This window comes from Zobellella sp. DQSA1, assembly GCF_041950555.1.
Classification (GTDB): Bacteria; Pseudomonadota; Gammaproteobacteria; order Enterobacterales; family Aeromonadaceae; genus Oceanimonas.
On sequence record NZ_CP169531.1, the window covers coordinates 2,816,513 to 2,841,142 of the forward strand.

Sequence of the window (24,630 nt, forward strand, 5' to 3'; positions counted from 1 at the left end):
CAGGGTCCATTTCGATGGGCCATTCACCAACGCCGCCGGGGCGGCCGGTCGCATAAATTCGCCCCTACGACAATGGGGCCGCCGGGTTCTTTTCAATTCATCGACCATTTCCTCCTTCACACCTCCCATCCATACAACCTGCGCTTGCTCACATGCCGGTTAATCGGCACTTTCTGCTCGATTAACAAGCACTTATACTGAGTAAAAAGGGGGGGATGCCATGGAGCAAGATGAAAGCAATGCCTGTGCGCTGGTGCTGACCGGGGGCGGTGCCCGGGCGGCCTATCAGGTGGGCGTGATCAAGGCCATTTCGGAGTGCTACCCGCGTGGGCAGCCGATCCCCTTTCCCATACTGTGCGGTACGTCGGCCGGCGCCATCAACGCCACCGGCCTGGCCTGTTACGCTTCCTGTTTCCATTTGGGAATACGCAAGCTGGAGTACGTGTGGCGTCATTTGCATACCGAAAATATTCTGCGGCTGCAAGCCGGCCGCGTCCTGCTCCATTCGGCCAAAGGCATGGTGCTCGATCTTATCGGCAAACCCAACGACAGCCGCTTGTCGCTGTTCGATAACAGTCCACTGGAGCGCCTGCTGGAAAAGCTGATCGACTTCCAGCGCATCGACAATAACCTGCTCTATGGGGCGCTGGAGGTGCTGGCCATCACCGCCTCCAATTACGATACCGGCGATTCCACCACCTTTTTCCAGGGCCGCCCCTATCACCAGCCCTGGGCCAGAGCCGGTCGTTCGGGCCGCTCCGCCATCATAGCGCCGCCCCATCTGCTGGCCAGCAGCGCCCTGCCCTTTGTATTCAAGCCCTGCCGGTTGCAGAACCACCACTACGGCGATGGCTCCATCCACCAGCTCAATCCGCTCAGCCCGGCCATCCATCTGGGGGCCCGCAAGATCCTGATCATCAGCCTGGCCGCGGAGGAAGCAGACCCCGGCGTGCTGCGCAGCGACCCGAGCAGCTCGGATATTGCCGGCCACCTGCTCGACACCATCTTTACCGATGCCTTGACCTCGGACATAGAGCGACTGCAGCGGATCAACAGCACCATCAAACTGGTTCCGGAACGCAAGCGAGAGCAACTGGCACTGCGCCATATCGACAATCTGGTGCTTAAGCCAAGCAAGAACCTGGACGATCTCACCCTCAGGCATTTTCATAAGCTGCCGCTCAATATTCGCGGCCTGTTCCGACTGTTCGGGGTCAATGCGGGGGATGCCACCGGCCTGGCCAGCTTCCTGCTGTTCGAGCAGGATTATTGCCAGGAGCTGATCGAACTCGGCTACCGGGATACCTGCGATCGCCTCGATGAAGTATGCCACTTCCTGGCGGTGGACGAGCCATTGCGCAAAACCGGCTGACTATCGGAGCAACCGCCGGATCGCGGGCGGCTTATCTGCTATGTCGTAGCCGTTGTCGCCGCTTTAGCCGGCAGGCCAACGGTGCCCGCCCCGCCATCCCCGCCTGCCGGTCTGCGCCGGCTAAAGCGGCGCCTGCACGACATAGCCCAAGGGCTGCCACTCCAGGCGCCAGCCGGGCTGATCCGGGGGTGGGGCGCTCTCCTGGCTGACGAAGAGGCCGACCGCCGCCACCAGCCGGTCGCCGTCCAGCAGCAGGGGAATGCACTCTCGCCGCCAGGGCGGTACCCCGTATTCCTGCCACAGTTTCTTCAGCGGTCGGGAGCCACTGCGCCCTATGGGCCGGGCGCGCAGACCCGGCACGCCAAAGGCCAGGCGCAGCCGGGCCGGATCCAGTCCGGCAGCCAGCTCCGCGCCTGTCTCTGTCCATTCCAGCCTTATCCGCCCCACCCCGCAGTCCTGCCAGGTGCCGGCCTGCAAGGCCGGCAGGGGTCGTGGCTCCGGCCCCCGCTCGGGCAGGTAGAGCACGCCCTGGTAACGGCGGACCTCCTTCTGCCCCAGCCGGAGCAACGGCGTGGCGTCGGGGCGAGCCAGGGCCAGCTCCCGCCACAGGGCCGTCAGTTGGGCCCGACTGCAGTGGATGCCATGGCCTTGCAGCCAGTGGCGCAGGGCATTGCTGCGCCGGGCGGGGCCAAGCCGGGCCAGCCCCGCCACCGACAAGCCGCCACCGGCATTCAGCAGTCCCGGCAGATCCTGTTCCGCCAGCTCGCTGGCCAGCTCCAGCTGTTCGGCGCACAGCTCGGCGCTGCGGCTCAGGGTGTCCATAAAAGCGGGCCATTGGGCCTGCAGCCTCGGCAGGACTTCGTTGCGCAGAAAGTTGCGATCGAAGCGGTTGTCGGCATTGCTGGGATCTTCGATCCAGGACAATCCGGCCTCATGGGCATAGGCTTCCAGCTGCGAGCGGGCGCAGTCCAGCAGGGGGCGCAGTTGTACCCCGGCACCAAGCGGCCGGCTCGCCGGCATAGCCGCCAGCCCCGCCAGCCCGGCACCGCGCTTGAGCGCCAGCAGCAGGGTTTCGGCCTGGTCGTCCCGGTGGTGCCCAGTCAGCAACGCGTCCCCGGGCTGCAGCTCGGCCGCCAGCGCCCGGTAACGTGCTTCCCGCGCCGCCGCCTCCAGGCTGATGCGCGGTCCCAACGTCACCTGCACATAAAGGGTGCGGCAAGGCACCCCCAGCCGGCCGGCCACGGCGGCACAGTGTGCGGGCCAGTCGTCCGCCACCGCCTGCAGGCCATGATGAACATGGAGCGCCGTCAGCGCCCTGCCCTGCTCGGCAGCCAGGCGGGCACACAGCGCCAGCAGCACGGTGGAATCGAGCCCACCGCTGAAGGCCACTAGCAGCCGGCCGCCCGGCGCCAGCTCCTGCATTCGTCGCAAAAAGTGGTCAAAGAGCGCATTCTGCGGCACGTCGGCTCCTGGGGATGGGGAATGGGCAACGTCGGATGGATTCCCGCCTTAGCGGCCATGACCAAACAAGATAAAGGGCCGACATCCGGCCCCATTTTTATCAGCAGTAGCCGTATTTCATCAGCCGCTGGTAGCGTTGTTCCAGCAAGGTATCGGCATCGAGCAACTCCAGGGCGCTCAAGTCGGCCTGCAACCGGGCCTTGAGCCGCTCGGCCATCAGCAGCGGGTTACTGTGGGCACCGCCCATGGGTTCTTCCACCACATTGTCAATCAGCTTCAGTTCATGGATACGTTCGGCGGTGATACCCATGGCTTCCGCCGCCACCGAGGCCTTGTCGGCGCTCTTCCACAGGATGGAGGCGCAGCCTTCCGGCGAGATCACCGAGTAAGTGGAATACTGCAGCATGTTGACCCGGTCGCCCACGCCGATGGCCAGGGCGCCACCGGAGCCGCCTTCACCAATCACGGTACAGACGATGGGGGTCTTGAGCCCGGCCATCACCTTGAGGTTGCGGGCAATGGCCTCGCTCTGGCCGCGCTCTTCCGCCCCCACGCCCGGATAAGCGCCGGGGGTGTCGATAAAGGTGAGGATCGGCATCTTGAAGCGCTCGGCCATTTCCATCAGGCGCAACGCCTTGCGGTAGCCCTCGGGACGGGGCATACCGAAGTTACGCTTGATCTTCTCCTTGGTTTCCCGGCCCTTCTGCTGGCCGATCACCATCACCGGACGGCCCTCGAAACGGGCCACGCCGCCGACGATGGCCTTGTCGTCGGCGTAGGCGCGATCCCCGGCCAGTTCATCGAACTCACCGAACATCATCTCGATATAGTCCAGGGTATAGGGGCGGCGCGGGTGCCGGGCCAGCTGGGAGATCTGCCAGGGGCCCAGGTTACTGAACACCTTGCGAGTCAGTTCGTCCCGCTTGCCTTCCAGGCGCTTGACCTCTTCGTCCAGATCGATGTCCAGGCCGTCCCCTTCGCTCACATGCCGGAGTTCTTCAATTTGGGCCTGAAGCTCTGCGATGGGTTGTTCAAAATCCAGAAAATGGTGGCTCATAGGTCCCCTCTATTCAAAAATCAGTTCGACCTTATCCTGACCCAGCAACTGTTTCAGCGATTCCAGCATCTGGTCGGTGGGGGTTACCCGCCACTCGGTTCCCAGAGTCAGCTGCGCCCGTGCTCCCGGTCTGTGATAGGTCACTCGAACAGGACAGACCCCCGCCCTCACCGGCGTGAGTATGTCCAGCAATTGGGTAAAAAAGCCCTGATCGATCTGGCTTTTGTCGATGTTCAATTGTAGCCCGCGGGCAAAACGCTCACGGGCATCGCTAATATCAAGCACTTCCCGTGCCGACATTTTAAGGCCGCCGGAGAAGTCATCAAAGCTGACCTGTCCGCTGATAACCAGGATTTTATCCTTTTCCAGCAAAGACTCATAGCGCTCCAGCGCTTCCGAGAACAGGGTCACGTCCAGCCGGCCGGAGCGGTCGTCCAGGGTGATGATGCCCATGCGGTTGCCGCGTTTGGTGGTCATCACCCGGGCGGCGATCACCAGCCCCGCCGCCGTGGTGCTCCTGTCACGGCCGGTGGCCTGCAGCTCGATCAGCCGGCCGCTGGTATAGTGGCGCAGCTCGCGGCTGTACTGGTTGATGGGGTGACCGGTCAGGTAAAGCCCAAGTGTATCCCGTTCCCCTTCCAGCCACACCTTGTCGGGCCAGGGCGCAACGTCGGCGAAGGCGTGCTCGATATGCTCCTCTTCCACCAGCACCCCGAACATGTCGCCCTGGCCCAGGGCCTCGGCCCTGGCGTGCTGGTCGGCGGCCTTCATCGCCTCTTCCAGGGTCGCCATCAGCGAGGCCCGGTGCGGACCCAGCCGATCCATGGCACCGGAGAGGATCAGCTTCTCCATGACCCGCTTGTTGAGTTTTTTCAGATCGACCCGGTTACAGAAGTCGAACAGATCCCGGAAGGAACCGCCCTGCTCCCGGGCCTCGAGGATGGCCTCGATGGGCGCCTCGCCCACCCCCTTGATGGCACCGATACCGTAGACGATATGGCCGTCCTCGTTGACGGTAAAGCGGTAGCGACCGGAGTTGACGTCCGGCGGCAACAGGGTCAGCCCCATGCGCTGGCATTCGTCCACCAGGGTCACCACCTTGTCGGTGTTGTCCATGTCGGCGGTCATCACCGCCGCCATGAACTCGGCCGGGTAATGGGTCTTCAGCCACAGGGTCTGGTAGGACACCAGGGCATAGGCGGCGGAGTGGGACTTGTTGAAGCCGTAACCGGCGAACTTTTCCACCAGGTCGAAGATCTTGATCGCCAGCTCGCCGTCGATACCGTTGGCCCGCGCGCCCTCTTCAAAACCGGCCCGCTGTTTGGCCATCTCTTCCGGTTTTTTCTTGCCCATGGCCCGACGCAAGAGGTCGGCGCCGCCCAGGGAATAGCCCGCCAGCACCTGGGCTATCTGCATCACCTGCTCCTGGTAGAGAATGATGCCGTAGGTCGGCTCCAGGATAGGCTTGAGCGATTCGTGCTGCCACTGCTCGTCCGGGTAGGAAATGGCTTCCCGACCGTGCTTGCGGTCGATGAAGTTGTCGACCATGCCCGACTGCAGCGGGCCAGGACGGAACAGCGCCACCAGGGCTATCATGTCTTCGAAGCAGTCCGGCTGCAGTCTTTTGATCAGATCCTTCATGCCGCGGGATTCAAGCTGGAACACCGCCGTGGTCTCGAAGCGCTTGAGTACCTTGAACGAGGCCTGATCGTCGATGGGAATGGCGGCAATATCCACCGGTGGTTTGCCTTCCCTGGCCAGGCGCGGGTTGATCATGCCCAGCGCCCAGTCGATGATGGTCAGGGTACGCAGGCCGAGGAAGTCGAACTTGACCAGGCCGGCGTATTCCACGTCGTTCTTGTCGAACTGGGTGACCGGGTTGCGGCCGTGTTCATCGCAGTAGAGCGGCGAGAAGTCGGTGATTTTGGTGGGTGCGATCACCACGCCCCCGGCATGCTTGCCGGCGTTGCGGGTTACCCCTTCCAGGATGCGCGCCATATCGATCAGCGCCTTGACCTCTTCGTCCTGCTCGTAGAGCTCCGGCAGCTTGGGCTCGACCTCGAAGGCCTTGGCCAGGGTCATGCCCGGGTCCGGCGGTATCAGCTTGGAAATGCGGTCCACGAAACCGTAGGGGTGGCCCAGTACCCGGCCCACGTCACGCACCACTGCCTTGGCGGCCATGGTACCGAAGGTGATGATCTGGCTCACCGCGTCCCGGCCATAGAGCTCGGCCACGTGGTCGATGACCTCGTCGCGCCGGTCCATGCAGAAGTCGATATCGAAGTCGGGCATCGACACCCGTTCGGGGTTAAGGAAACGTTCGAACAGCAGGTCGAACTCAAGTGGATCCAGGTCGGTAATCTTGAGCGCATAGGCCACCAGCGACCCGGCCCCCGAGCCCCGGCCCGGCCCGACCGGAATGCCGTTATCCTTGGACCACTGGATAAACTCCATCACGATCAGGAAGTAACCGGGGAAGCCCATCTGGTTGATCACTTCGAGCTCTATCTTGAGACGCTCATCGTACTCACCGCGCTTTTCGGCGCGCACCGCCGGATCCGGAAACAGGAACGCCAGCCGCTCTTCCAGCCCTTCTTGCGAACACTTGACCAGATAGTCTTCGATGCTCATGTCGCCGGTGGGAAAGTCCGGCAGGAAGTATTCACCCAGGCGCACCGTCACGTTGCAGCGTTTGGCGATTTCCACGCTGTTCTCCAGCGCCTCGGGAATATCGGCAAACAGCTCGGCCATCTCGGCCGGGCTTTTCAGGTATTGCTCGGCGCTGTAACGGCGCGGCCGACGCTTGTCGTCCAGGGTATAGCCGTCGTGGATAGCCACCCGGATCTCGTGGGCGTCGAAGTCGCTCTTGTCGAGAAACACCACCTCGTTGGTGGCCACCACCGGCACCCCTTCCCGCTCGGCCAGGGCCACCGCCATATGCAGGTAGCTTTCTTCATCGGGCCGTTCGGTACGCAGCAGCTCCAGATAATAACGGTCGGCAAAGTGCTGCCGGTAGAAGGCGAGGCACTGCTCCACCAGGGCGTCATTGCCCTTGAGCAGGCCGATACCCACATCCCCTTCCCGGGCGCCGGAGAGGATGATGATCCCCTGGCTGAGCTCGGCCAGCCAGGCCTTGTCGACCAGGGGGCGATGCTGGACATGGCCCCGCTCGTAAGCCCTGGAGATCAGCAGGGTGATATTCTGGTAGCCGGTGTTGTCCATGGCCAGCAGCGTCAGGCGGAACAACTGCTCACCGAGCTCTTCGCTCTGCACCCAGATATCGGTGCCGACGACGGGTTTTAACCCCTTGCCGTGGGCATCGCCGTAGAAACGGACCAGGCCGCACAGGTTCATCTGGTCGGTCAGTGCCAGGGCCGGATAACCCAGCTCCCGCACCCGCTTGTTGATGGGGCCTATCTTGGCCAGGCCGTCCACCATGGAAAAATCCGAGTGGACGCGCAGATGAATAAAAGGAGTCGTCATCGGTCCTCCGCCAGGGCCACCGCCACCGGCCTGAAGCTGCGCCGGTGCTCGGGCAGGGCGCCGAAGCAGGCCAGGGCAGCCAGGTGTTCCTGGGTGGGGTAGCCCTTGTGGCGAGCAAAACCATATTGAGGATGGCGGGCATCGAGTGCCACCATCTCCTGATCCCGGGCCACCTTGGCCAGGATGGAGGCGGCACTGATTTCGGCCACCCGACTGTCGCCCTTCACCACAGCCTGGGACGGCATCGGCAAGACGGGGCAGCGGTTGCCGTCGATAAACACAAAACCGGGCTGCACTTCCAGCGCCGCCACCGCCCGCTGCATGGCCAGCAAGGTGGCATGAAGAATGTTCAGTTCATCGATCTCGCCGGGCGAACAGCGTCCGATGGCCCAGGCCAGGGCCCGCTCACGGATAAGCGGAGCCAACTGCTCGCGTTTCTTCTCGCTGATTTTCTTGGAATCGGCCAATCCGGGAATGGGGCGGCTGGGGTCGAGGATCACCGCGGCGGTGACCACGTCCCCCACCAGGGGGCCTCGCCCGACTTCATCCACACCGGCGACCAGGACGTTTGCAGGATAGATAATGTCCGTCATGGCTGCCGGGCCAGCTCCAGTACCGCCAGGGCGGCCTGTTCATCGGCGTTGCAGCGGATCTGTTTATGCAGCTGGGTGAAATGGGCAATCAGCTCGCTGTTGTCGTGTTCCAGCAGCTTGCCTACCTCGTCCACGATATGGCCCGGGGTACACTCGTGCTGGATCAGCTCCGTCACCAGGGTCTGGTCGGCCAGCAGATTCGGCAATGAGGCAAAGGGTGTTTTGACCAGTCGCTCGGCCAGCCAATAGCTGAAGGGCTTGAACTTGTACCCCACTACCATCGGCTTCTTGGCCAGCATGGCCTCCAGGGTAGCGGTACCCGAAGCCAGCAAAATCACATCACTGGCGGTCATCACTTCCCGCCCCCGGCCTTCCACCATGGTGATATCCAGGGTCGGTGCCACCTGCTGCTTGATGGCCAGGAATTCTTCCCGCCGCTTGGCGTTGACCAGGGGCACCACGAATTCCAGCTCCGGATGGCGCACCTTGAGCTGTTTGCAGGCTTCCAGATACACCGGGCTCAGCAGGGTGACCTCCGCATGACGGCTGCCAGGCAGCAATGCCAGATAGCGCCCCTCGGGTTTGAGGCCCAATCGCACCCGTGCGCCCCGGGTATCGGGAGTGAGCGGCATCTGATCCGCCAGGGTATGGCCGATAAAACGACAGGGGGCGTCGAACCTGTCATAGAAGGCTTTTTCGAACGGCAGGAAGGCCAACACCTGATCGGTGGCCGCCTTGATCTTGTGGATCCGGTTCTGTCGCCAGGCCCAGACCGAAGGGCTGACGTAATGCAATGTCGGAATACCGGCTTTTTTCAGCTTGTGTTCAACTCCGATATTAAAATCCGGGGCATCGATACCCACGAACACATCCGGCGGATTGTCGATAAAGTGGCGCACTATCTGGCGGCGGATATGCAGGATACGTGGCAACCGCCCCAGCACTTCCACCACGCCCATGACCGCCAGTTCATCCATATCGAACAGCGCCGTACAGCCGGCGGCCACCATCTGCGGGCCGGCAATGCCTTCGATCAGGGCGTCGGGATGGCGGGCGCGGAGTTCACGGATCAGACCCGCACCTAAAGTATCGCCGGAGACTTCCCCGGCGACGATTCCGATACGTAGCGGCCGAAGCTCAGGCACGAATGATACCGCGCTCATTTTGCTTGAGAAACTCAATCATGATACCCACTTCCGGCTGCTTTTCATTCAGCGCCTCGAGCACGGGGAGCACTTCCGCCACCGTCTTGCCACTGCGGAAAATTTCCCTGTAGGCCTGCTTGATGGCGGAGATGGCCTCGGCGGAAAAACCGCGGCGGCGCAACCCTTCGGAATTGATGCCGAACGGCTTGGCATAAAGGCCCGCCGCCATCACATAGGGCGGCACATCTTTGTTCAGGGCGGCACAACCGGCGATGAAGGCGTGGCTGCCTACCCGGCCAAATTGGTGAATGGCGGCATGGCCACCGAAGATGACGTGATCCCCGATATGCACGTGTCCGGCCAGGGTGGCGTTATTGGCGAAAATGCAGTCATCACCGATCCGGCAGTCGTGGGCCACGTGCACGTTTACCATAAACAGGTTGCGGCTGCCCACCCGGGTCAGGCCTTCATCCTGAGCGGTACCCCGGTGGAAAGTGCAGGATTCGCGGACCACGTTGTCATCGCCGATTTCCAGGAAGGTCCGCTCGCCGGCGTACTTCTTGTCCTGGCAGTCTTCGCCGATGGAAGCAAACTGGAAGATGCGGTTACGCTTGCCTATCCGGGTCGGCCCCTTGATCACCACATGGGGACCAATCCAGCAGCCGTCGCCGATCTCCACCTCCGGGCCGATCAGGGTCCAGGGGCCGATTTCTACCCCCTTGCCCAGCTTGGCATCCGGATGGACGATGGCGGTTTCATGGATCACTGCACTAAACTCCGTCACACTCAACCCTCGCGTTTGGCACACATCAGTTCGGCGGTACAGACCACTTCACCGTCAACGGTGGCAACTCCGGTAAATTTAGCGATACCGCGGCGTTCTTTCAAATACACCACATCCAGCACCAGCTGGTCGCCCGGCACCACAGGACGCTTGAAACGGGCATTATCGATGGAGGCAAAGTAATACAGCTCGTTCGGCTTGGGCTTGCCTACCATCTTGAACGCCAGAATGCCGGTGGCCTGGGCCATGGCTTCCAGGATCAAGACCCCCGGAAACACCGGTTTCTGGGGGAAGTGGCCGGTAAACATCGGCTCGTTGAAAGACACGTTCTTGATGCCTCTCAAGGTCTTGCGCTCAGGGCTAATTTCATAATGCGCCACCCGGTCAACCATCAGAAAAGGGTAACGGTGCGGCAACAGTTCCAGGATCTCCTGGATGTCCAACTGATTCAGTTCGTTATTCAAAATGTAACCCTACCAATCGCTTAGTCTTTTTTGTCTAATTGTTGTTCAAGCCGGCTGAGCCGCTTGTGCATGTCGTCGATGCGCATCACCCGTGCCGCCGTCTTGCGCCACTCCTTGTTCGGCTGCAACGGGATCCCGGAGGAGTAGACACCGGGCTCGGTAATGGGCCTCATGACCATACCCATACCGGTGACGGTGACCCCGTCACAAATTTCCATATGGCCATTAAAAACTGCGGCGCCGCCAATAATACAATATTTACCGACTTTGAGACTACCGGCCATCACGGTACCGCCGGCAATGGCAGTACCATAGCCTATCTCCACATTGTGGGCTATCTGGCACTGGTTATCGATGATCACGTTATCGGCAATAAGGGTGTCGCCCAGGGCACCGCGATCGATGGTGGTGCAGGCACCGATTTCCACCCGGTCGCCGATCACCACCCCGCCCAGTTGCGGGATCTTGATCCACTCGCCCTTGTTGTTGGCATAGCCGAAACCGTCTGCGCCGATCACCGTCCCCGATTGCACCAGGCAGTCACTGCCCAGCACCACATTATGGTAGAGGGCCACATTGGCCCATAACCGGGTACGGGCTCCCAGCCTGCTGTTCTTGCCGATAAAGCATCCCGGGCCGACGACTGCGCCCTCCTCCAGCACCACCCCGGATTCGATCACCGCGTTGGCACCGATGGCCACTCCGGCCCCCAGGGTGGCGTCTTGTGCGACCACGGCACTGGGATGGATATCCACCGCAGGTTGCGGGGTAGTGTCCAGCCGCTGAGCGGCCAGGGCAAAGCCCAGGTAGGGGTCTGCCATCACCAGGCTGGCCACCGGGCACAGGGCTTTGTCGGCTTCGGTGACGATGACCGCTCCCGCCTTGGTATCGGCCAGCAGATGGCGATACTTGCTGTCCGACAAAAAGGCCACCTCTCCCGGGCCGGCCTTGTCCAGGGTGTTGACCCGGGAAATCTGGAGCCCCGGCTCCCCGTGCAGCTCAGCTCCTAAATGGCTGGCCAGCTCTTGCAGCGTTACTTTCATTACTCGGTCTCTTACTTGCTGACCCGACTGATCACCTGCTCGGTGATATCGAGGGAAGGCGATACATAGATGGCGGCACCACGCTCAATCACCAGCTCCAGCCCTTGGGCCCGGGTAATTTCATCGATGGCGGTCTTGATACGCGACAGCATTTTCTGACGCTCTTCATGCTCGCGGCGCGCCTGATCTTCTTCCAGAGAGCGGCGCTTCTGCACATAGGTGCCTTGCATGTCGTTCAGCTTTTTCTGAGCCTCGGCTTTTTGCTGATCGTTCATAAAAGCCATGTCTTTCTGCTGCTTCTCTACAAAACTGCGGCCATCTTCTTCCAGCTTCTGCACTTCCTTGACCCGGTTTTCAAACTCTTTCTGCAACTGGCTGGCCACCGCCTGCCGCTGAGGCATTTTCTGGAACACTTCGGCGGTATCCACCACCGCAATCTTGCCACTCTGGGCCTGGGCCACACCGGCGCTCAGCACCAACGCCATCACGCCCAACATCTTCATCATTTGTTTCAAGATAACACTCCTGCTTTATAAGCCATGTTTTCAGATAGAATTTTACCCGGAGCGCAGGCGGTGCGCCTGCAGGACCTCCCCGGGTCTCGGTGCAACACCATACGGGCGAGCCGCCCGCACCTCACGTGTTTAGAACGTCCGGCCAATATTAAAGTTGAACACTTCGGTCCTGTCGCCTTCCACTTCCTTGATGGGCGTGGCCAGGGAGAACACCAGCGGACCCAGCGGTGACAGCCATTGCATGCTGACCCCGGCGGAAGCCCGGAAGTTGGACAGGGAGCCAAAGTCGTAGATCAGCTCACAACCGCTGACACAGTCACGGTCGTAGGCCGAGTACTCGGTATCCCAGACGGTGCCCACATCCACGAACAGGCTGGTGCGCAACGAACGCTGCAGATCCTCGCCGGCGAAGGGGGTGGGCACAATCAGCTCGGCCGAACCGGCCAGCAGGGCATTACCGCCGATGGAGCTGTCGGAACCACGCAACCCCGTGCCTTCCGGGTAAATCGCCCGGGGCCCCACCGAGTTGTTCTTGAAGCCGCGTAAGGTGCTGAAACCGCCGCCATAGTAGTTCTCGAAGAATGGCAGCCGCTGGCTGCCGTCGCTGGCATCGCCATAGCCATTACCGTAGGCGGCGCGGAACTTGCCGTGCAATACCCAGTTATGGTCGCGGTCCAGCGGGAAGTAATGGGCGTCGTCGAAGCCCAGCTTGTAGTACTGCAAGTCCGATCCCGGTACCGTCACCTTGGCGTTCAGGCTCTGGCGGCTGCCGGCGGTGGGGAAGAAGCCCCGGTTCAGGGTATTGCGGGTCCAGCCGGCGCTGAGGTCGAAGGTGTTGAAGCTGATTTCGTTATTGCTGTCGACGTTTTCACCGTGCAGAGTCCAGAAATCGTCCAGTTGCAGATAGCTCTCTTCCGGCTTGCCCAGAGTGTTGTGTTCGAAACCGGCGCTGAAGCTCAGGCTGTTGGTTTCGTTGATCGGGAAACCGCTCAATACTCGGGCACCGTAGCTGGTGCTGTCGTAGTCCGCCAGGTTGGCATTGCGGGCCTCGAACTTGCGGTAATACAGGCGGCCGCCCAGGCTGACTCCGTCCACGGTGAAATAGGGATCGGTATAGTCCAGGGACACGTCCTTGGAATAGTCGTTCATCTGGGAATTGATGCCCACCCGGTTACCGGTGCCGAGGAAGTTGTCCTGCTGCAGGCCGGCCTGGATACTGAAACCGGAATCGGTACCGTAGCCCACACCGAAGTTGATCGAGCCGGCCGGCTGCTCCTTGACCGCCACGTCCAGATCCACCAGATCCTCTTCTCCCGGCACCCGGCGGGTTTCCACCTGTACATCGGAGAAATAGCCCAGCCGGTTCAAACGGGTACGGGACTGCTCCACGCTCTCACTGGACAGCCAGGTGCCTTCCATCTGACGCATTTCCCGGCGCAGCACCTCATCCTTGGTGATGATATTGCCGCTGAAGTTGATGCGGCGAACATAAACCCGGCTGCCCGGCTCGATATTGACCACCAGGTCCACCTGTTTGGTGCCTTCGTCGATTTGCGGGAAGGTGCTGATGCGCGGATAGGCATAACCGAAACGTCCCAGGAACTTGGACAGCACCTCTTCCATGTGCGCCACGTCGGCGGCGGAATAGAGATCGCCCGCCTGTACCGGCACCAGGGCTTCCAGCTCGCGTCTGCGGTCGATCATATCACCGCGCAGGCTCACACCGGATACCCGGTACTGCTCCCCTTCCTCCACGTTCAGGGTGATATAGACCCCTTCCCGGTCCGGCGACATGGACACCTGGGTCGAGGTCACCTCGGCCTTGAGGTAGCCCCGATCCCGGTAGTAGGAGCGCAGGGTCTCGATATCACCGGCCAGCTTCTGCTTCTGGTAGCGCTGGTCGGCCATGAAGTTCCACCAGGGCACGCTGTCGGACAGCTGCAGCTGCGCCAGCAGTTGCGCCTCGCTGAAGGCACGGTTGCCGACGATATTGATTTGCTTGATTTCCGCCGCCGGCCCTTCCACGAATTCAAATTTCAGATCCACCCGGTTACGGGGCAGCGGTGTCAGCACCGCCTTGACCTGGGCCGAGTACTTGCCCACGCCGTAGTAAAAATCTTCCAAGCCTTGCTCGAGCGAGCTCAGGGTGGTGCGATCCAGCGGCTCGCCGACTCGCACGCCCGCCCCCTCCAGGCTCTCCCTGAGCTGCTCTTCCTTGATTTCCTTGTTACCGCTGAAACTGATGCCGGCAATGGTGGGGCGTTCGGTCACCTGGACCACCAGCACGTTGCCATCACGCAGCAACTGCACATCTTCGAAGTTGCCGGAAGCATAGAGACTCTTGATGGCCTCGGACAGGCGAGAGCCGTCGACTTCGTCCCCCACCCGCACCGGCAGGTTGAGCAAGGCCGCACCCAGCGTGACGCGCTGCAGGCCGTTGACCTGGATATCCTGAACCACAAAAGGGGTCATGCTGCTCTGCGCCTGGGCCAGCAGGCTGGCACCCAGCAGGCAGGAAGCGGCAAGTGTTTTTTTAACTGCCATTATTAGACATTATCCTTGTGTCGTTCGCCCTAGAGGCGAGCAAAATCATTAAACAGCGCCAGCCCCATCAACAACATCAGCAGGGCCGCCCCAATCTTGAAACCGATTTCCTGTATTTTTTCCGGCACTGGCCGTCCAGTGACCGCTTCCACCAGGTAGAACAACAAGTGGCCGCCATCGAGTACCGGCAAGGGCAACAGGTTGATAATGCCCAGGTTCACACTGACCAAAGCCAGAAAACCGAGAAAATACACCAGTCCGAACTCGGCACTGATCCCGGCCCCCTTGGCAATGGAGATGGGGCCGCTCAGGTTGTCGACCGATACAATACCGGTAAGCAGCTTGCCGATCATCTGAAAGGTCAGCACCGTCAGCTCCCAAGTCCGTTTGGTACCGGCCCAGATGGCTTCCAACGGGCCGTAGCGGAGATCGAATCGGTATTGCTCCGCCACCGGCAACACTTCGGGCGCCAGACCGGCATAGCCGATGACCCGATCCCGACTCTCGCGCCGTTCCGGCGTCAGGGTCAAACCTAAGCTCTGACCCGCGCGCACGACCAGGAGTTCCATCGAAACATTCGGGGACGACTGGATCAGTTCAACCAGCTGGTTCCAGTGAACCAGGGGTTCACCGCCCACCGCCTGCAGGGTATCGCCGGGTTGCACCCCGGCGAGCTCCGCCGGCCCGCCCGTCACCACCTCGGCCACCGTCAGGGTCAGCCGTGGTCCTTCCGGTACCAGGCCGAGGGCGGCGATGGGCGAGGTTTCGTCCGGATTGAAATGCCACTGCTCGAGCGGAATCTGGAATTCCTGGCGCTGGCCGTAACTGTCCTGCGCCTCGAAACGGGTCTGGGCGTCTCCCAGGCGGCCGATCAGGGCAAAATTGACGTCTTCCCAGGTACGAACATGACGCCCGTCGATGGCCACGATTTCCATGCCCGGCGCCAACCCGCCCTGGGCCGCCGGCGAGCCAGGTGTCACATCGTTCAGCACCGGCTTCACCGCCGGTACCCCAATCACGAACATCAGCCAGAAAGCGAAAATGGCAAACAAAAAATTGGCCATGGGGCCGGCCACCACTATCGCCATCCTCGCCCACACCGACTTGCTGTCGAACGCCTGGTCGCGCTGCTCCGGAGGAATCTCGTCCACCCGGCCGTCCAGCATCTTCACGTAACCGCCGAGGGGGATCATGGCCACCACGTACTCGGTGCCGTCTTTCCCCATCCGGCGCCAAATCGGCTTGCCGAAGCCGATGGAAAAACGCTCCACCCTGACGCCGTTGCGCCGGGCCACCCAGAAGTGGCCGAATTCATGCACTGCCACCAGAATACCGAGGGCGACGATAAAGGCGCCCAGGTTCCACAATACGCCGGTCATCATCGTCTCCTGATTATCTCTGTTGCACTACGACGAGCCTGGTCATCCAGCTCGAGGATATCTTCCAGGCTGCATACCTTGATTAGACCCAGCTTTTGCACCACCGTCTCATTCACCGCCGCAATTCCCATGTAATCCAGCCCGCCGGCCAAAAACGCCGCCACCGCCACTTCATTGGCGGCGTTAAGTGCGGTGGTGGCACCTTGTCCCGCCGCACAAGCGTCGATGGCAAGCTGCAGGCAGGGGTAACGCGTCATGTCCGGCGCCATAAAGGTCAGTTCCCCCAGCCGACAAAAGTCCAGCGGCGCTACCCCCGAGCCGATGCGCTCCGGGTACGCCAGCGCATGGGCGATGGGTGTCATCATATCCGGCTGGCCGAGCTGGGCCAAGACCGAGCCATCCGAGTACTGCACCATGGAATGGATCACCGACTGGGGATGCACCAGCACCTCCAGTTGCTCGGGCGGTGCATTGAACAGCCAGCGTGCCTCTATGTATTCCAGCCCCTTGTTCATCATGGTGGCCGAATCCACCGAAATCTTGGGGCCCATGGACCAGTTGGGATGGGCCACCGCCTGAACTGGTGTCACCGCCGTCAATTCCTCCGGCGGAGTGTAACGGAAAGGGCCGCCGGAGCCGGTCAACAGTATCTTGCCGATGCCGGCCGCCATCAGGCTGCCCCGCCCCGGATTTTGCTGCAACTCGACGGGCAGACACTGAAAAATGGCGTTGTGCTCGCTGTCTACCGGCAACAGCCGGGCACCATGCCGGTGCACCGCTTCGATAAACAGCTCGCCGCTCATCACCAGGGCTTCCTTGTTGGCCAGCAGTACCCGCTTGCCCGCCCGCACCGCCGCCAGCGTTGGCAGCAAACCGGCGGCGCCGACGATAGCGGCCATCACGGTCGTCACCTCGGGTTCGGCCGCCACCTCGCACAGGGCATCCTTCCCGCTCAACACCTGGGTGACACAGCCGCGTTCCGCCAGCAATCGGCGCAACTCGCGGGCAGCCCCTTCATCGGCCATCACCGCATAGCGGGGGGAAAATTCCAGGCAGTCGGCCAGCATCCTTTCCACCTGGCGACTGGCGGTCAGGGCGAACAGGCCGAACCGCTCCGGATGACGACGCACTACCCCCAGGGTACTTTGGCCGATGGATCCGGTGGCGCCAAGCAGGGTCAGCATTTCCATGGTCAGCCCCGTCCCAGTAAGTGCACGATAACGATAAAGACCGGCAAGGCGGCGGTCAGGCTGTCAATCCTGTCCATGATACCGCCGTGGCCCGGCAATATCTGGCCGGAATCCTTCATCCCCGCTTCCCGCTTGAACATGCTCTCCACCAGGTCGCCCAGCACAGAAGCAAATACCGCCACCACCGAGGCCAGCAGCAACACCAGGCTCTCCGCCAGCGGCAATGCCATGGCTCGGGTCACAACCAGGGCCAGTACACTGGCCGCCGCAACCCCGCCCAGCATGCCCTCAATGGTCTTGCCCGGACTGACCCTGGGGCACAGTTTATGCCTGCCGAAGGCCTTGCCCACAAAATAGGCGCCGGTATCGGCTGCCCATACCAGCGACATCACGAACAACAGCAACCAGGCGCCGAAATAGGGATTCTGTTCGTACTGGTAGCTGCGTAACACCAGCAACGCCCAGAAGAAGGGGATCAGGCTGAACAGGGCAAATAACGCCTTCAGCCACAAATGATCGCGCCAGAACGCGGCGCTGCGCGGATAAGCCAGGACCAGCGCCAGTGACACCAGCCACCAGGCGGCTCCACCGTAGAGTACCAGGGCGATGCCGCCATGCAGCCCGGCCGCCCAGATCTGTTCGATGGGCACCATGGCCATCAGGCCAATCAGCACCAGGGCCAGGGACACCATCACTACATTGGCTTTTTGAGTATCGATAAAGCGCCCCCATTCGCGACCGGCCAGCAGGAAGACACCGGTGGCGAACAAGGCAAAGAATGGCAACGGCAGCAGAAAAATGGCGGCCAGCACTAGGGGAACAAGGCACAGGGCCGTGATGATTCGAAGCTTCAGCAAGAAATATCCTCTCTCGTTATGGCTGACTGTTTTCGGCCACCAGGGCGCGGATTTGCGCCCCGGTGCAGCCGAAACGGCGTTCTCGTCCGACAAAGGCGGCCACCGCCTCACTGAAGGACTCTTCACCGAAATCAGGCCAGAGTACGGGGGTAAAATACAGCTCGGCGTAGGCTAGTTGCCAAAGCAGAAAGTTACTGATGCGCTGCTCGCCCCCGGTGCGAATCAGCAGATCCACCGGTGCCAGTTCGGCCAGGTTCATCAGTTTGTCCAGATGGTGTTCGGTAATCTCGGCAGGGGCCAGCAGACCGGATGCCACCTGTTCCCCCAGCCGGCGGCAGGCCTGGGTGATATCCCAGCGGCCACCGTAGTTGGCGGCAATATTGAGAGTGAGGCCGGTATTGGCGGCAGTCAGCATCTCGGCATCGACAATCTTGCGCTGCAGGTTCTCACTGAAGGCATGGCGCTCACCGATAATACGCAAGCGGATATTGTTGCGGTGCAGTTTGCGTACCTCGGAGCCCAATACGGCGATGAAGAGGCCCATCAGGGCGCTGACTTCCTCCTCGGGGCGACGCCAGTTTTCGCTGGAAAAGGCGAACAGGGTCAGGGCATCCAGCTTGAGCTTGTAGGCAAAGGTCACCGCCTCTCGTACCGCTTTGACCCCGGCCTTGTGACCGCTTACCCGGAATTTTCCGCGTTGCTCGGCCCAACGGCCGTTGCCATCCATGATAATGGCGACGTGGCGAGGTAGCTGGGATGGCTCGTCGAATGCTGCCGTTGTTGGCATTGAATCACTCCTGCACAAAGACAAACGCCGTGCAGGCAGCTACACGGCGTTGGCTACTATACCTGATGTAAGTATCAGATTTCCATTAACTCTTTCTCTTTGGCGGTAAGCGCTTCGTCCACCAGCTTGATGTAGAGATCGGTCAGTTTCTGGATGTCGTCCTGGGCACGGCGGTCGTCGTCCTCGGAAATTTCCTTGTCTTTCAACAGCGCTTTCAGATCACCATTGGCATCACGGCGGATATTGCGAATGGCCACCCGGCCCTGTTCCGCCTCATGACGTACCACCTTGATCAGGTCTTTGCGGCGCTCTTCGTTCAGTGGCGGCAGCGGAATACGGATGGTGGTTCCGGCACTGGCCGGGTTCAGGCCCAGATCCGAACTCATAATGGCTTTTTCCACCGCCTGGATCATGGAGCGATCGAACACCGTCACCGCCAGGGTGCGAGAGTCTTCGGTGGTGATGTTGCCGACCTGCTTGAGCTGAGTGGAAGTACCATAGTAATCCACGTAGATGGTATCGAGCAGGCTGGGGTGGGCCCGGCCGGTACGCACCTTGTTCATCTGGGTTTTCAGCGCTTCCACGCTTTTTTCCATGCGCACTTTGGCGCTGTTCTTAATCTCGTTAATCACGGTCTTTATCCTCTTTGTCCTTGGTAAGGTGTGAGGCGTGAAGGGGGAGGAGTGAAGTAGCACACCTTGGTCAAATAAATTCGACCCTACGACAAATCAAACAAGCGCTACCGGATTGGTTTGTCGCCTGTTCGCCTCACGCCTGATACCGCCCCTCACAAGCTTTTACTTGCGACTGATAAGGGTACCTTCGGTTTCCCCCATCACGGCACGTCGCAGCGCACCCGGTTTATTCATGTTAAACACCCGGATCGGCAGGTTGTGATCCCGGGCCAGGGTAAAGGCGGCCAGATCCATCACCTTGAGCTCCCGTTCCAGGACATCGTCATAGCCGAGATGATGATGGAGTTCGGCCTCGGGGTTTTTCATGGGGTCGTCGCTAAAAACGCCGTCCACCTTGGTAGCCTTCAATACTACGTCGGCTTCGATTTCAATACCACGCAAACAGGCGGCCGAATCGGTGGTAAAGAAGGGGTTGCCGGTGCCGGCGGAGAAGATCACCACCCGCCCTTTGCGCAGCAGGCTGATGGCTTCCGCCCAGTTGTAGCTGTCGCACATGCCTTCCAGGGTAATGGCGGACATCAGGCGAGCATTCACATAAGCACGGTGCAGGGCATCACGCATGGCCAGTCCGTTCATCACGGTCGCCAACATACCCATGTGGTCGCCCACCACGCGGTTCATCCCCGCCTTGGCCAGGCCCGCACCACGAAACAGGTTACCGCCGCCGATCACCAGACCGACCTGAACGCCCAATTCAACCAGCTCCTTGATTTCCTGAGCCATACGCTCCAGTACGGCGGGGTCGATACCAAAGCCTTCTTCCCCTTGCAGCGCTTCGCCGCTCAGTTTAAGAAGAATGCGTCTGTATGCGGGTTTAGGATTGGTACTCATGCTTTCTATTCCTGGTCATAGAAAGACCGCGACGGGTGTCGCGGTCTGGATAGCACTAAAACAGCGGGGATTAACCCTTGGCGGCAGCGATTTGCGCCTGAACTTCGGCAGCGAAGTCTTCTTCTTTACGCTCGATACCTTCACCCACTTCGAAACGCACGAAGCCCAGGGCGTCGGCACTTTTCTGCTTGAGTACGTCGGCAACGGAAACTGACGGATCCTTGACGAAAGGCTGGCCGGTGAGAGAGATCTCGCCGGTGAACTTCTTCATGCGACCTTCGACCATTTTCTCGGCAATCTCTTTCGGCTTGCCGGAGTTGATCGCGATTTCCACCTGGATTTCACGCTCTTTGGCCACCACGTCTTCGGATACGTCTTCCGGCTTGACGAACTGCGGGCTGCAGGCAGCCACGTGCATGGCCACGTCTTTGGCCACTTCTTCGTCACCGCCTTTCAGGTTGACGATAACACCGATGCGGGTGCCGTGCAGGTAGGTAGTCAGGTTGTCGCCTTCCACCAGCACCACACGACGCAGGCTCATGTTCTCGCCGATCTTGGCAATCAGGTTGGTGAGGGTGGTTTCCACGCTCTCGCCGTTTTCATACTCGGCCGCTTTCAGGGCGTCCAGGTCGTTGATTTTGTTGGCCAGGGCGATATCGGCAATTTTGTCGCCGAAGGCGCGGAAACCGGCGTCCTTGGCAACGAAGTCGGTTTCGCTGTTCAGCTCGATCATCACGGCAGTGTTGCCGGCCTGGCGAACCAGGATGATGCCTTCGGCGGCGATACGGCCGGCTTTCTTGGCGGCTTTGGCCTGGCCGGACTTGCGCATGTCTTCGATGGCCTGCTCGATGTCGCCATTGGCTTCGGTCAGGGCTTTTTTACAATCCATCATGCCGGCGCCAGTGCGCTCACGCAGTTCTTTTACCAGGGCGGCGGTAATAGTTGCCATGTCTCATTTCCTCGGTCTTGGTCTACAAGAAAACAGGGGCACAAGGCCCCTGTTAACCCATTACTTGCGTATGGTTAATAAAGGCTCGAGCGGTTCGCTCAGACTTTATTATTCTTCAACGACGTAGTTGTCTTCGGCTTGCACGGCCAAGTCTTGTGCACGGGCGGTGGTCACAGCGTCAGCAGCGGCGTTCAGGTACAGCTGAACGGCGCGGATGGCGTCATCGTTACCGGGAACGATGTAGTCGATGCCGTCCGGGTTAGAGTTGGTGTCCACTACGGCAACCACAGGAATGCCCAGGTTGTTGGCTTCCTTGATGGCGATGTGCTCGTGATCGGCGTCGATGACGAACAGCACGTCGGGCAGACCGCCCATGTCCTTGATACCGCCCAGGGACTTCTCCAGCTTCTCCATTTCGCGAGTACGCATCAGCGCCTCTTTCTTGGTCAGCTTGTCGAAAGTACCGTCTTGAGACTGGATTTCCAGCTCTTTCAGGCGGCTGATGGATTGACGTACGGTTTTCCAGTTGGTCAGCATGCCACCCAACCAGCGGTGGTTGACATAGAACTGATCACACTTGGTAGCGGCTTCTTTAACGGCTTCAGAGGCTGCGCGCTTGGTACCAACAAACAGAATTTTACCTTTTTTGGAAGCAACATTGCCCAGGTAGTTCAGGGCGTCGTTGAACATAGGTACTGTTTTTTCCAGGTTGATGATGTGAACCCGGTTGCTGGCGCCGAAAATGAAGGGCTTCATCTTGGGGTTCCAGTAACGGGTCTGGTGACCGAAGTGAACGCCGGCTTTCAGCATGTCGCGCATAGATACTTGTGCCATGATTTCCTCTAATAAATGTATTGGGTTAGGCCTCCACACATCCCATGGCTCCGACCCGAAGGCACCCTGGAGCATGTGCCGATGTGTGTGTGTGTTAAATAAAGTGAATGTATCGTGACCGGGCCAGGCCGCAGGCATGGCTGTCACGGCGCGCTTTATACCATGAAACCCGGCCGCACGCCAGCACGAGCCACGATTCATGGCAAGACCGCCACTGGAAGTTAAGCACGCTTGGGGTTACACTTTTGGCCCTTTAACGGCCATGGCCGAGCCGCCCCGAGCGAAACAGACGCGACAGAACCGGGCGCCGAAACCACAGAGACGAGTTTGATGAGCATAGTCATAAAAACCCCGGAAGAAATAGAAAAGATGCGCGTGGCTGGCCGCCTGGCCGCCGAGGTGCTGGAGATGATCGAGCCCCACGTCAAGGCCGGCGTCACCACCGACGAGTTGAACCAGATCTGCCATGACTATATCGTCAACGAACAGCAGGCCATTCCGGCGCCGCTGAACTACCACGGCTTTCCCAAGTCCATCTGCACGTCGGTCAACCATGTGATCTGCCACGGCATTCCGTCCGACAAAAAGCTGAAAGACGGCGACATCGTCAACATCGACATCACCGTCATCAAGGACGGTTACCACGGCGATACTTCCAGGATGTTCCTGGTGGGCAAGCCCAGCATCATGGCCGAGCGGCTGTGCCGGGTCACCCAGGAATGCATGGAAATTGGCATAAAAATGGTAAAGCACGGGGTACGTCTGGGCGACATCGGCGCCGCCATCCAGCGACATGCGGAAGCCCACCACTACTCGGTGGTGCGGGAATACTGCGGCCACGGCATAGGGAGTGAATTTCACGAAGAGCCCCAGGTACTGCACTACGGCAAGCCAGGCACCGGTGAAGTGCTGGAGGCCGGCATGTGTCTGACCATAGAGCCGATGATCAACGTAGGCAAACGCCACAGCAAGATGCTGGGCGACGGCTGGACGGTGGTCACCAAGGACCGCAGCCTCTCGGCCCAGTACGAACACACCATTTTGGTGACCGAGGACGGCTGCGAAGTCCTGACCCTGCGCCAGGACGATAACCTGCCACGTATTATCAAGGCGTGAGGCGTGAGGCGTGAGGCGTGAGGCGTGAGGCGTGAGGCGTGAGGCGTGAGGCAATGGTCGCCCTCGCTTTGCCCACAAGCAAGTGCCGCCCTCTGGAGCGCGGGCGGCCCGCCGGCCTTCCTGTGCAGTTAAAACCGGCCCCTGAAGCGTGACCGGGGAGTAAGGAGAATCCCCAGTCCCGGCCTCCAGGCCTCACATATTGGCGACGATATCCTCGGCGAACTCGGAGCATTTGCGCAGGGTGGCGCCTTGCATCAAGCGCTCGAAGTCGTAGGTCACCGTCTTGTTGGCGATGGCCCCTTCCATGCCCTTGATGATCAGCTCTGCCGCCTCGGTCCAGCCCAGGTGGCGCAGCATCATCTCGGCGGAGAGGATCAGCGAGCCGGGGTTGACCTTGTCCTGCCCCGCGTATTTGGGCGCCGTACCGTGGGTGGCTTCGAACAGGGCCACGCCATCACCGATATTGGCGCCGGGGGCGATACCGATCCCCCCCACCTGAGCCGCCAGGGCGTCGGAAATATAATCACCATTCAGGTTCATGCAGGCAATCACATCGTATTCCGCCGGGCGCAGCAGGATTTGCTGCAGGAAAGCGTCGGCGATCACGTCCTTGACCACGATCTCCTTGCCGGTTTTGGGGTTTTTAAATGAACACCAGGGCCCCCCGTCGATAAGCTCGGCGCCGAACTCCTCCCGCGCCAGTTCGTAGCCCCAGTCCTTGAAAGCCCCTTCGGTGAACTTCATGATATTGCCCTTGTGCACCAGGGTCAGGGAGTCACGTTCATTGTCCACCGCATACTGCAGCGCGGCCCGTACCAGGCGGCGGGTCCCCTCGCGGGAGGTAGGCTTGATACCGATGCCGCAATCTTCGGGGAAACGGATTTTCTGCACCCCCATCTCTTCCCGCAGGAAGTCGATCACCTTCTGCACTTCGGCGCTGCCGGCTTTCCATTCAATGCCGGCATAGATGTCCTCGCTGTTCTCGCGGAAGATCACCATGTCGGTCAGCTCGGGCTGCTTCAGCGGGCTGGGGGTACCCTGGTAATAACGCACCGGGCGCAGGCAAATGTACAGGTCCAGCTCCTGGCGCAGGGCCACGTTGAGGGAGCGGATGCCGCCGCCCACGGGGGTGGTCAGCGGGCCCTTGATGGCCACATGGTAATCGCGGATAACGTCGAGGGTTTCTTCTGGCAGCCAGGTGTTCTCGCCGTAAACCCGGGTGGATTTTTCACCGGTGTAGATCTCCATCCAGTTGATCTGGCGCTCGCCGTCGTAGGCCTTGGCCACGGCGGCATCCACCACGGCCTTCATCGCCGGGGTGACATCGATGCCGATGCCGTCGCCTTCGATAAAAGGAATAATGGGATCATTCGGTACCACCAGCTTGCCGCTCGCATCCAGGGTGATTTTTTGTCCTTCCGTTGGCACCGTCACTTTTGAAGTCATCGCTTTCTCCTGGCTTGTTTGTGTGTTTTGTATTGATTGCGGCGGGTGCTAAATAACCGCTCCCAATGGTGCTACATCGGCCGGG

The 24,630-nt window shown here is 60.6% G+C and carries 21 protein-coding genes; 2 read left to right on the forward strand and 19 right to left on the reverse strand.

Annotation, left to right across the window (positions count from 1 at the left end; translation table 11 throughout):
- Positions 1 to 220: 220 nt before the first annotated feature.
- Positions 221 to 1,372 carry a patatin-like phospholipase family protein gene (locus ACEVBK_RS13585; protein ID WP_375055460.1) on the forward strand — a complete coding sequence of 384 codons (1,152 nt, stop codon included), beginning with the start codon at positions 221 to 223 and terminating at the stop codon, positions 1,370 to 1,372.
- Between the two features lie 120 nt (positions 1,373 to 1,492).
- On the opposite strand, the gene tilS is transcribed toward ACEVBK_RS13585, so the two are convergent.
- From tilS to rpsB, 18 genes are all read right to left on the reverse strand, one after another.
- The gene (gene tilS / locus ACEVBK_RS13590; RefSeq protein WP_375055461.1) at positions 1,493 to 2,833 is read right to left on the reverse strand and encodes a tRNA lysidine(34) synthetase TilS; all 1,341 of its coding nucleotides are present in this window, start codon (positions 2,831 to 2,833) and stop codon (positions 1,493 to 1,495) included.
- 100 nt (positions 2,834 to 2,933) lie between these two features.
- The gene (accA, locus tag ACEVBK_RS13595) at positions 2,934 to 3,890 is read right to left on the reverse strand and encodes an acetyl-CoA carboxylase carboxyl transferase subunit alpha (RefSeq protein ID WP_375055462.1); all 957 of its coding nucleotides are present in this window, start codon (positions 3,888 to 3,890) and stop codon (positions 2,934 to 2,936) included.
- Between the two features lie 9 nt (positions 3,891 to 3,899).
- On the reverse strand, positions 3,900 to 7,373 hold the full coding sequence (gene dnaE, locus ACEVBK_RS13600) for a DNA polymerase III subunit alpha (protein WP_375055463.1): 3,474 nt from the start codon (positions 7,371 to 7,373) through the stop codon (positions 3,900 to 3,902).
- Positions 7,370 to 7,966 (reverse strand): ribonuclease HII, encoded by a 597-nt coding sequence (gene rnhB, locus ACEVBK_RS13605; RefSeq protein ID WP_375055464.1) that lies wholly within the window; start codon positions 7,964 to 7,966, stop codon positions 7,370 to 7,372. Before rnhB ends, dnaE begins: the two co-directional genes overlap by 4 nt.
- Entirely contained in the window at positions 7,963 to 9,129 is a 1,167-nt protein-coding gene (gene lpxB, locus ACEVBK_RS13610) for a lipid-A-disaccharide synthase (RefSeq protein WP_375055465.1), read from the reverse strand. The genes rnhB and lpxB overlap by 4 nt, the downstream gene beginning before the upstream one ends.
- Complete coding sequence (gene lpxA, locus ACEVBK_RS13615; protein ID WP_375055466.1) at positions 9,104 to 9,877, reverse strand: acyl-ACP--UDP-N-acetylglucosamine O-acyltransferase; 774 nt, start codon at positions 9,875 to 9,877, stop codon at positions 9,104 to 9,106. Before lpxA ends, lpxB begins: the two co-directional genes overlap by 26 nt.
- Before the next feature lie 20 nt (positions 9,878 to 9,897).
- On the reverse strand, positions 9,898 to 10,359 hold the full coding sequence (gene fabZ, locus ACEVBK_RS13620; protein ID WP_116472487.1) for a 3-hydroxyacyl-ACP dehydratase FabZ: 462 nt from the start codon (positions 10,357 to 10,359) through the stop codon (positions 9,898 to 9,900).
- 20 nt (positions 10,360 to 10,379) lie between these two features.
- Positions 10,380 to 11,402, reverse strand: a complete 1,023-nt coding sequence (lpxD, locus tag ACEVBK_RS13625) for a UDP-3-O-(3-hydroxymyristoyl)glucosamine N-acyltransferase (RefSeq protein ID WP_375055467.1) — start codon at positions 11,400 to 11,402, stop codon at positions 10,380 to 10,382.
- Positions 11,403 to 11,413: 11 nt separating this feature from the next.
- Positions 11,414 to 11,908, reverse strand: coding sequence for an OmpH family outer membrane protein (locus ACEVBK_RS13630; RefSeq protein WP_375058574.1), 495 nt, complete (start codon positions 11,906 to 11,908; stop codon positions 11,414 to 11,416).
- Between the two features lie 138 nt (positions 11,909 to 12,046).
- On the reverse strand, positions 12,047 to 14,461 hold the full coding sequence (gene bamA / locus ACEVBK_RS13635) for an outer membrane protein assembly factor BamA (RefSeq protein WP_375055468.1): 2,415 nt from the start codon (positions 14,459 to 14,461) through the stop codon (positions 12,047 to 12,049).
- A 29-nt stretch (positions 14,462 to 14,490) separates the two neighbouring features.
- Complete coding sequence (gene rseP / locus ACEVBK_RS13640) at positions 14,491 to 15,840, reverse strand: sigma E protease regulator RseP (protein WP_375058575.1); 1,350 nt, start codon at positions 15,838 to 15,840, stop codon at positions 14,491 to 14,493.
- Positions 15,840 to 17,030 carry a 1-deoxy-D-xylulose-5-phosphate reductoisomerase gene (ispC, locus tag ACEVBK_RS13645; RefSeq protein WP_375055469.1) on the reverse strand — a complete coding sequence of 397 codons (1,191 nt, stop codon included), beginning with the start codon at positions 17,028 to 17,030 and terminating at the stop codon, positions 15,840 to 15,842. Before ispC ends, rseP begins: the two co-directional genes overlap by 1 nt.
- A 2-nt stretch (positions 17,031 to 17,032) precedes the next feature.
- Positions 17,033 to 17,887 (reverse strand): phosphatidate cytidylyltransferase, encoded by an 855-nt coding sequence (locus tag ACEVBK_RS13650; RefSeq protein WP_375055470.1) that lies wholly within the window; start codon positions 17,885 to 17,887, stop codon positions 17,033 to 17,035.
- 16 nt (positions 17,888 to 17,903) lie between these two features.
- A complete protein-coding gene (gene uppS, locus ACEVBK_RS13655; protein WP_375055471.1) occupies positions 17,904 to 18,674 on the reverse strand; it encodes a polyprenyl diphosphate synthase in 771 nt (256 codons plus the stop codon).
- A 74-nt stretch (positions 18,675 to 18,748) separates the two neighbouring features.
- On the reverse strand, positions 18,749 to 19,306 hold the full coding sequence (gene frr, locus ACEVBK_RS13660; RefSeq protein ID WP_375055472.1) for a ribosome recycling factor: 558 nt from the start codon (positions 19,304 to 19,306) through the stop codon (positions 18,749 to 18,751).
- 165 nt (positions 19,307 to 19,471) lie between these two features.
- A complete protein-coding gene (gene pyrH, locus ACEVBK_RS13665; protein ID WP_375055473.1) occupies positions 19,472 to 20,200 on the reverse strand; it encodes a UMP kinase in 729 nt (242 codons plus the stop codon).
- A gap of 70 nt (positions 20,201 to 20,270) precedes the next feature.
- Positions 20,271 to 21,149 (reverse strand): translation elongation factor Ts, encoded by an 879-nt coding sequence (gene tsf / locus ACEVBK_RS13670; protein WP_375055474.1) that lies wholly within the window; start codon positions 21,147 to 21,149, stop codon positions 20,271 to 20,273.
- Positions 21,150 to 21,257: 108 nt separating this feature from the next.
- Positions 21,258 to 21,983, reverse strand: a complete 726-nt coding sequence (rpsB, locus tag ACEVBK_RS13675; RefSeq protein WP_375055475.1) for a 30S ribosomal protein S2 — start codon at positions 21,981 to 21,983, stop codon at positions 21,258 to 21,260.
- 330 nt (positions 21,984 to 22,313) lie between these two features.
- Between rpsB and map the strand changes: the two genes are divergently transcribed.
- Positions 22,314 to 23,099 carry a type I methionyl aminopeptidase gene (map, locus tag ACEVBK_RS13680; RefSeq protein WP_375055476.1) on the forward strand — a complete coding sequence of 262 codons (786 nt, stop codon included), beginning with the start codon at positions 22,314 to 22,316 and terminating at the stop codon, positions 23,097 to 23,099.
- Between the two features lie 192 nt (positions 23,100 to 23,291).
- Here the strand turns inward: map and icd are convergent, their stop codons facing one another.
- The gene (gene icd / locus ACEVBK_RS13685) at positions 23,292 to 24,545 is read right to left on the reverse strand and encodes an NADP-dependent isocitrate dehydrogenase (protein WP_375055477.1); all 1,254 of its coding nucleotides are present in this window, start codon (positions 24,543 to 24,545) and stop codon (positions 23,292 to 23,294) included.
- Positions 24,546 to 24,630: the final 85 nt, after the last annotated feature.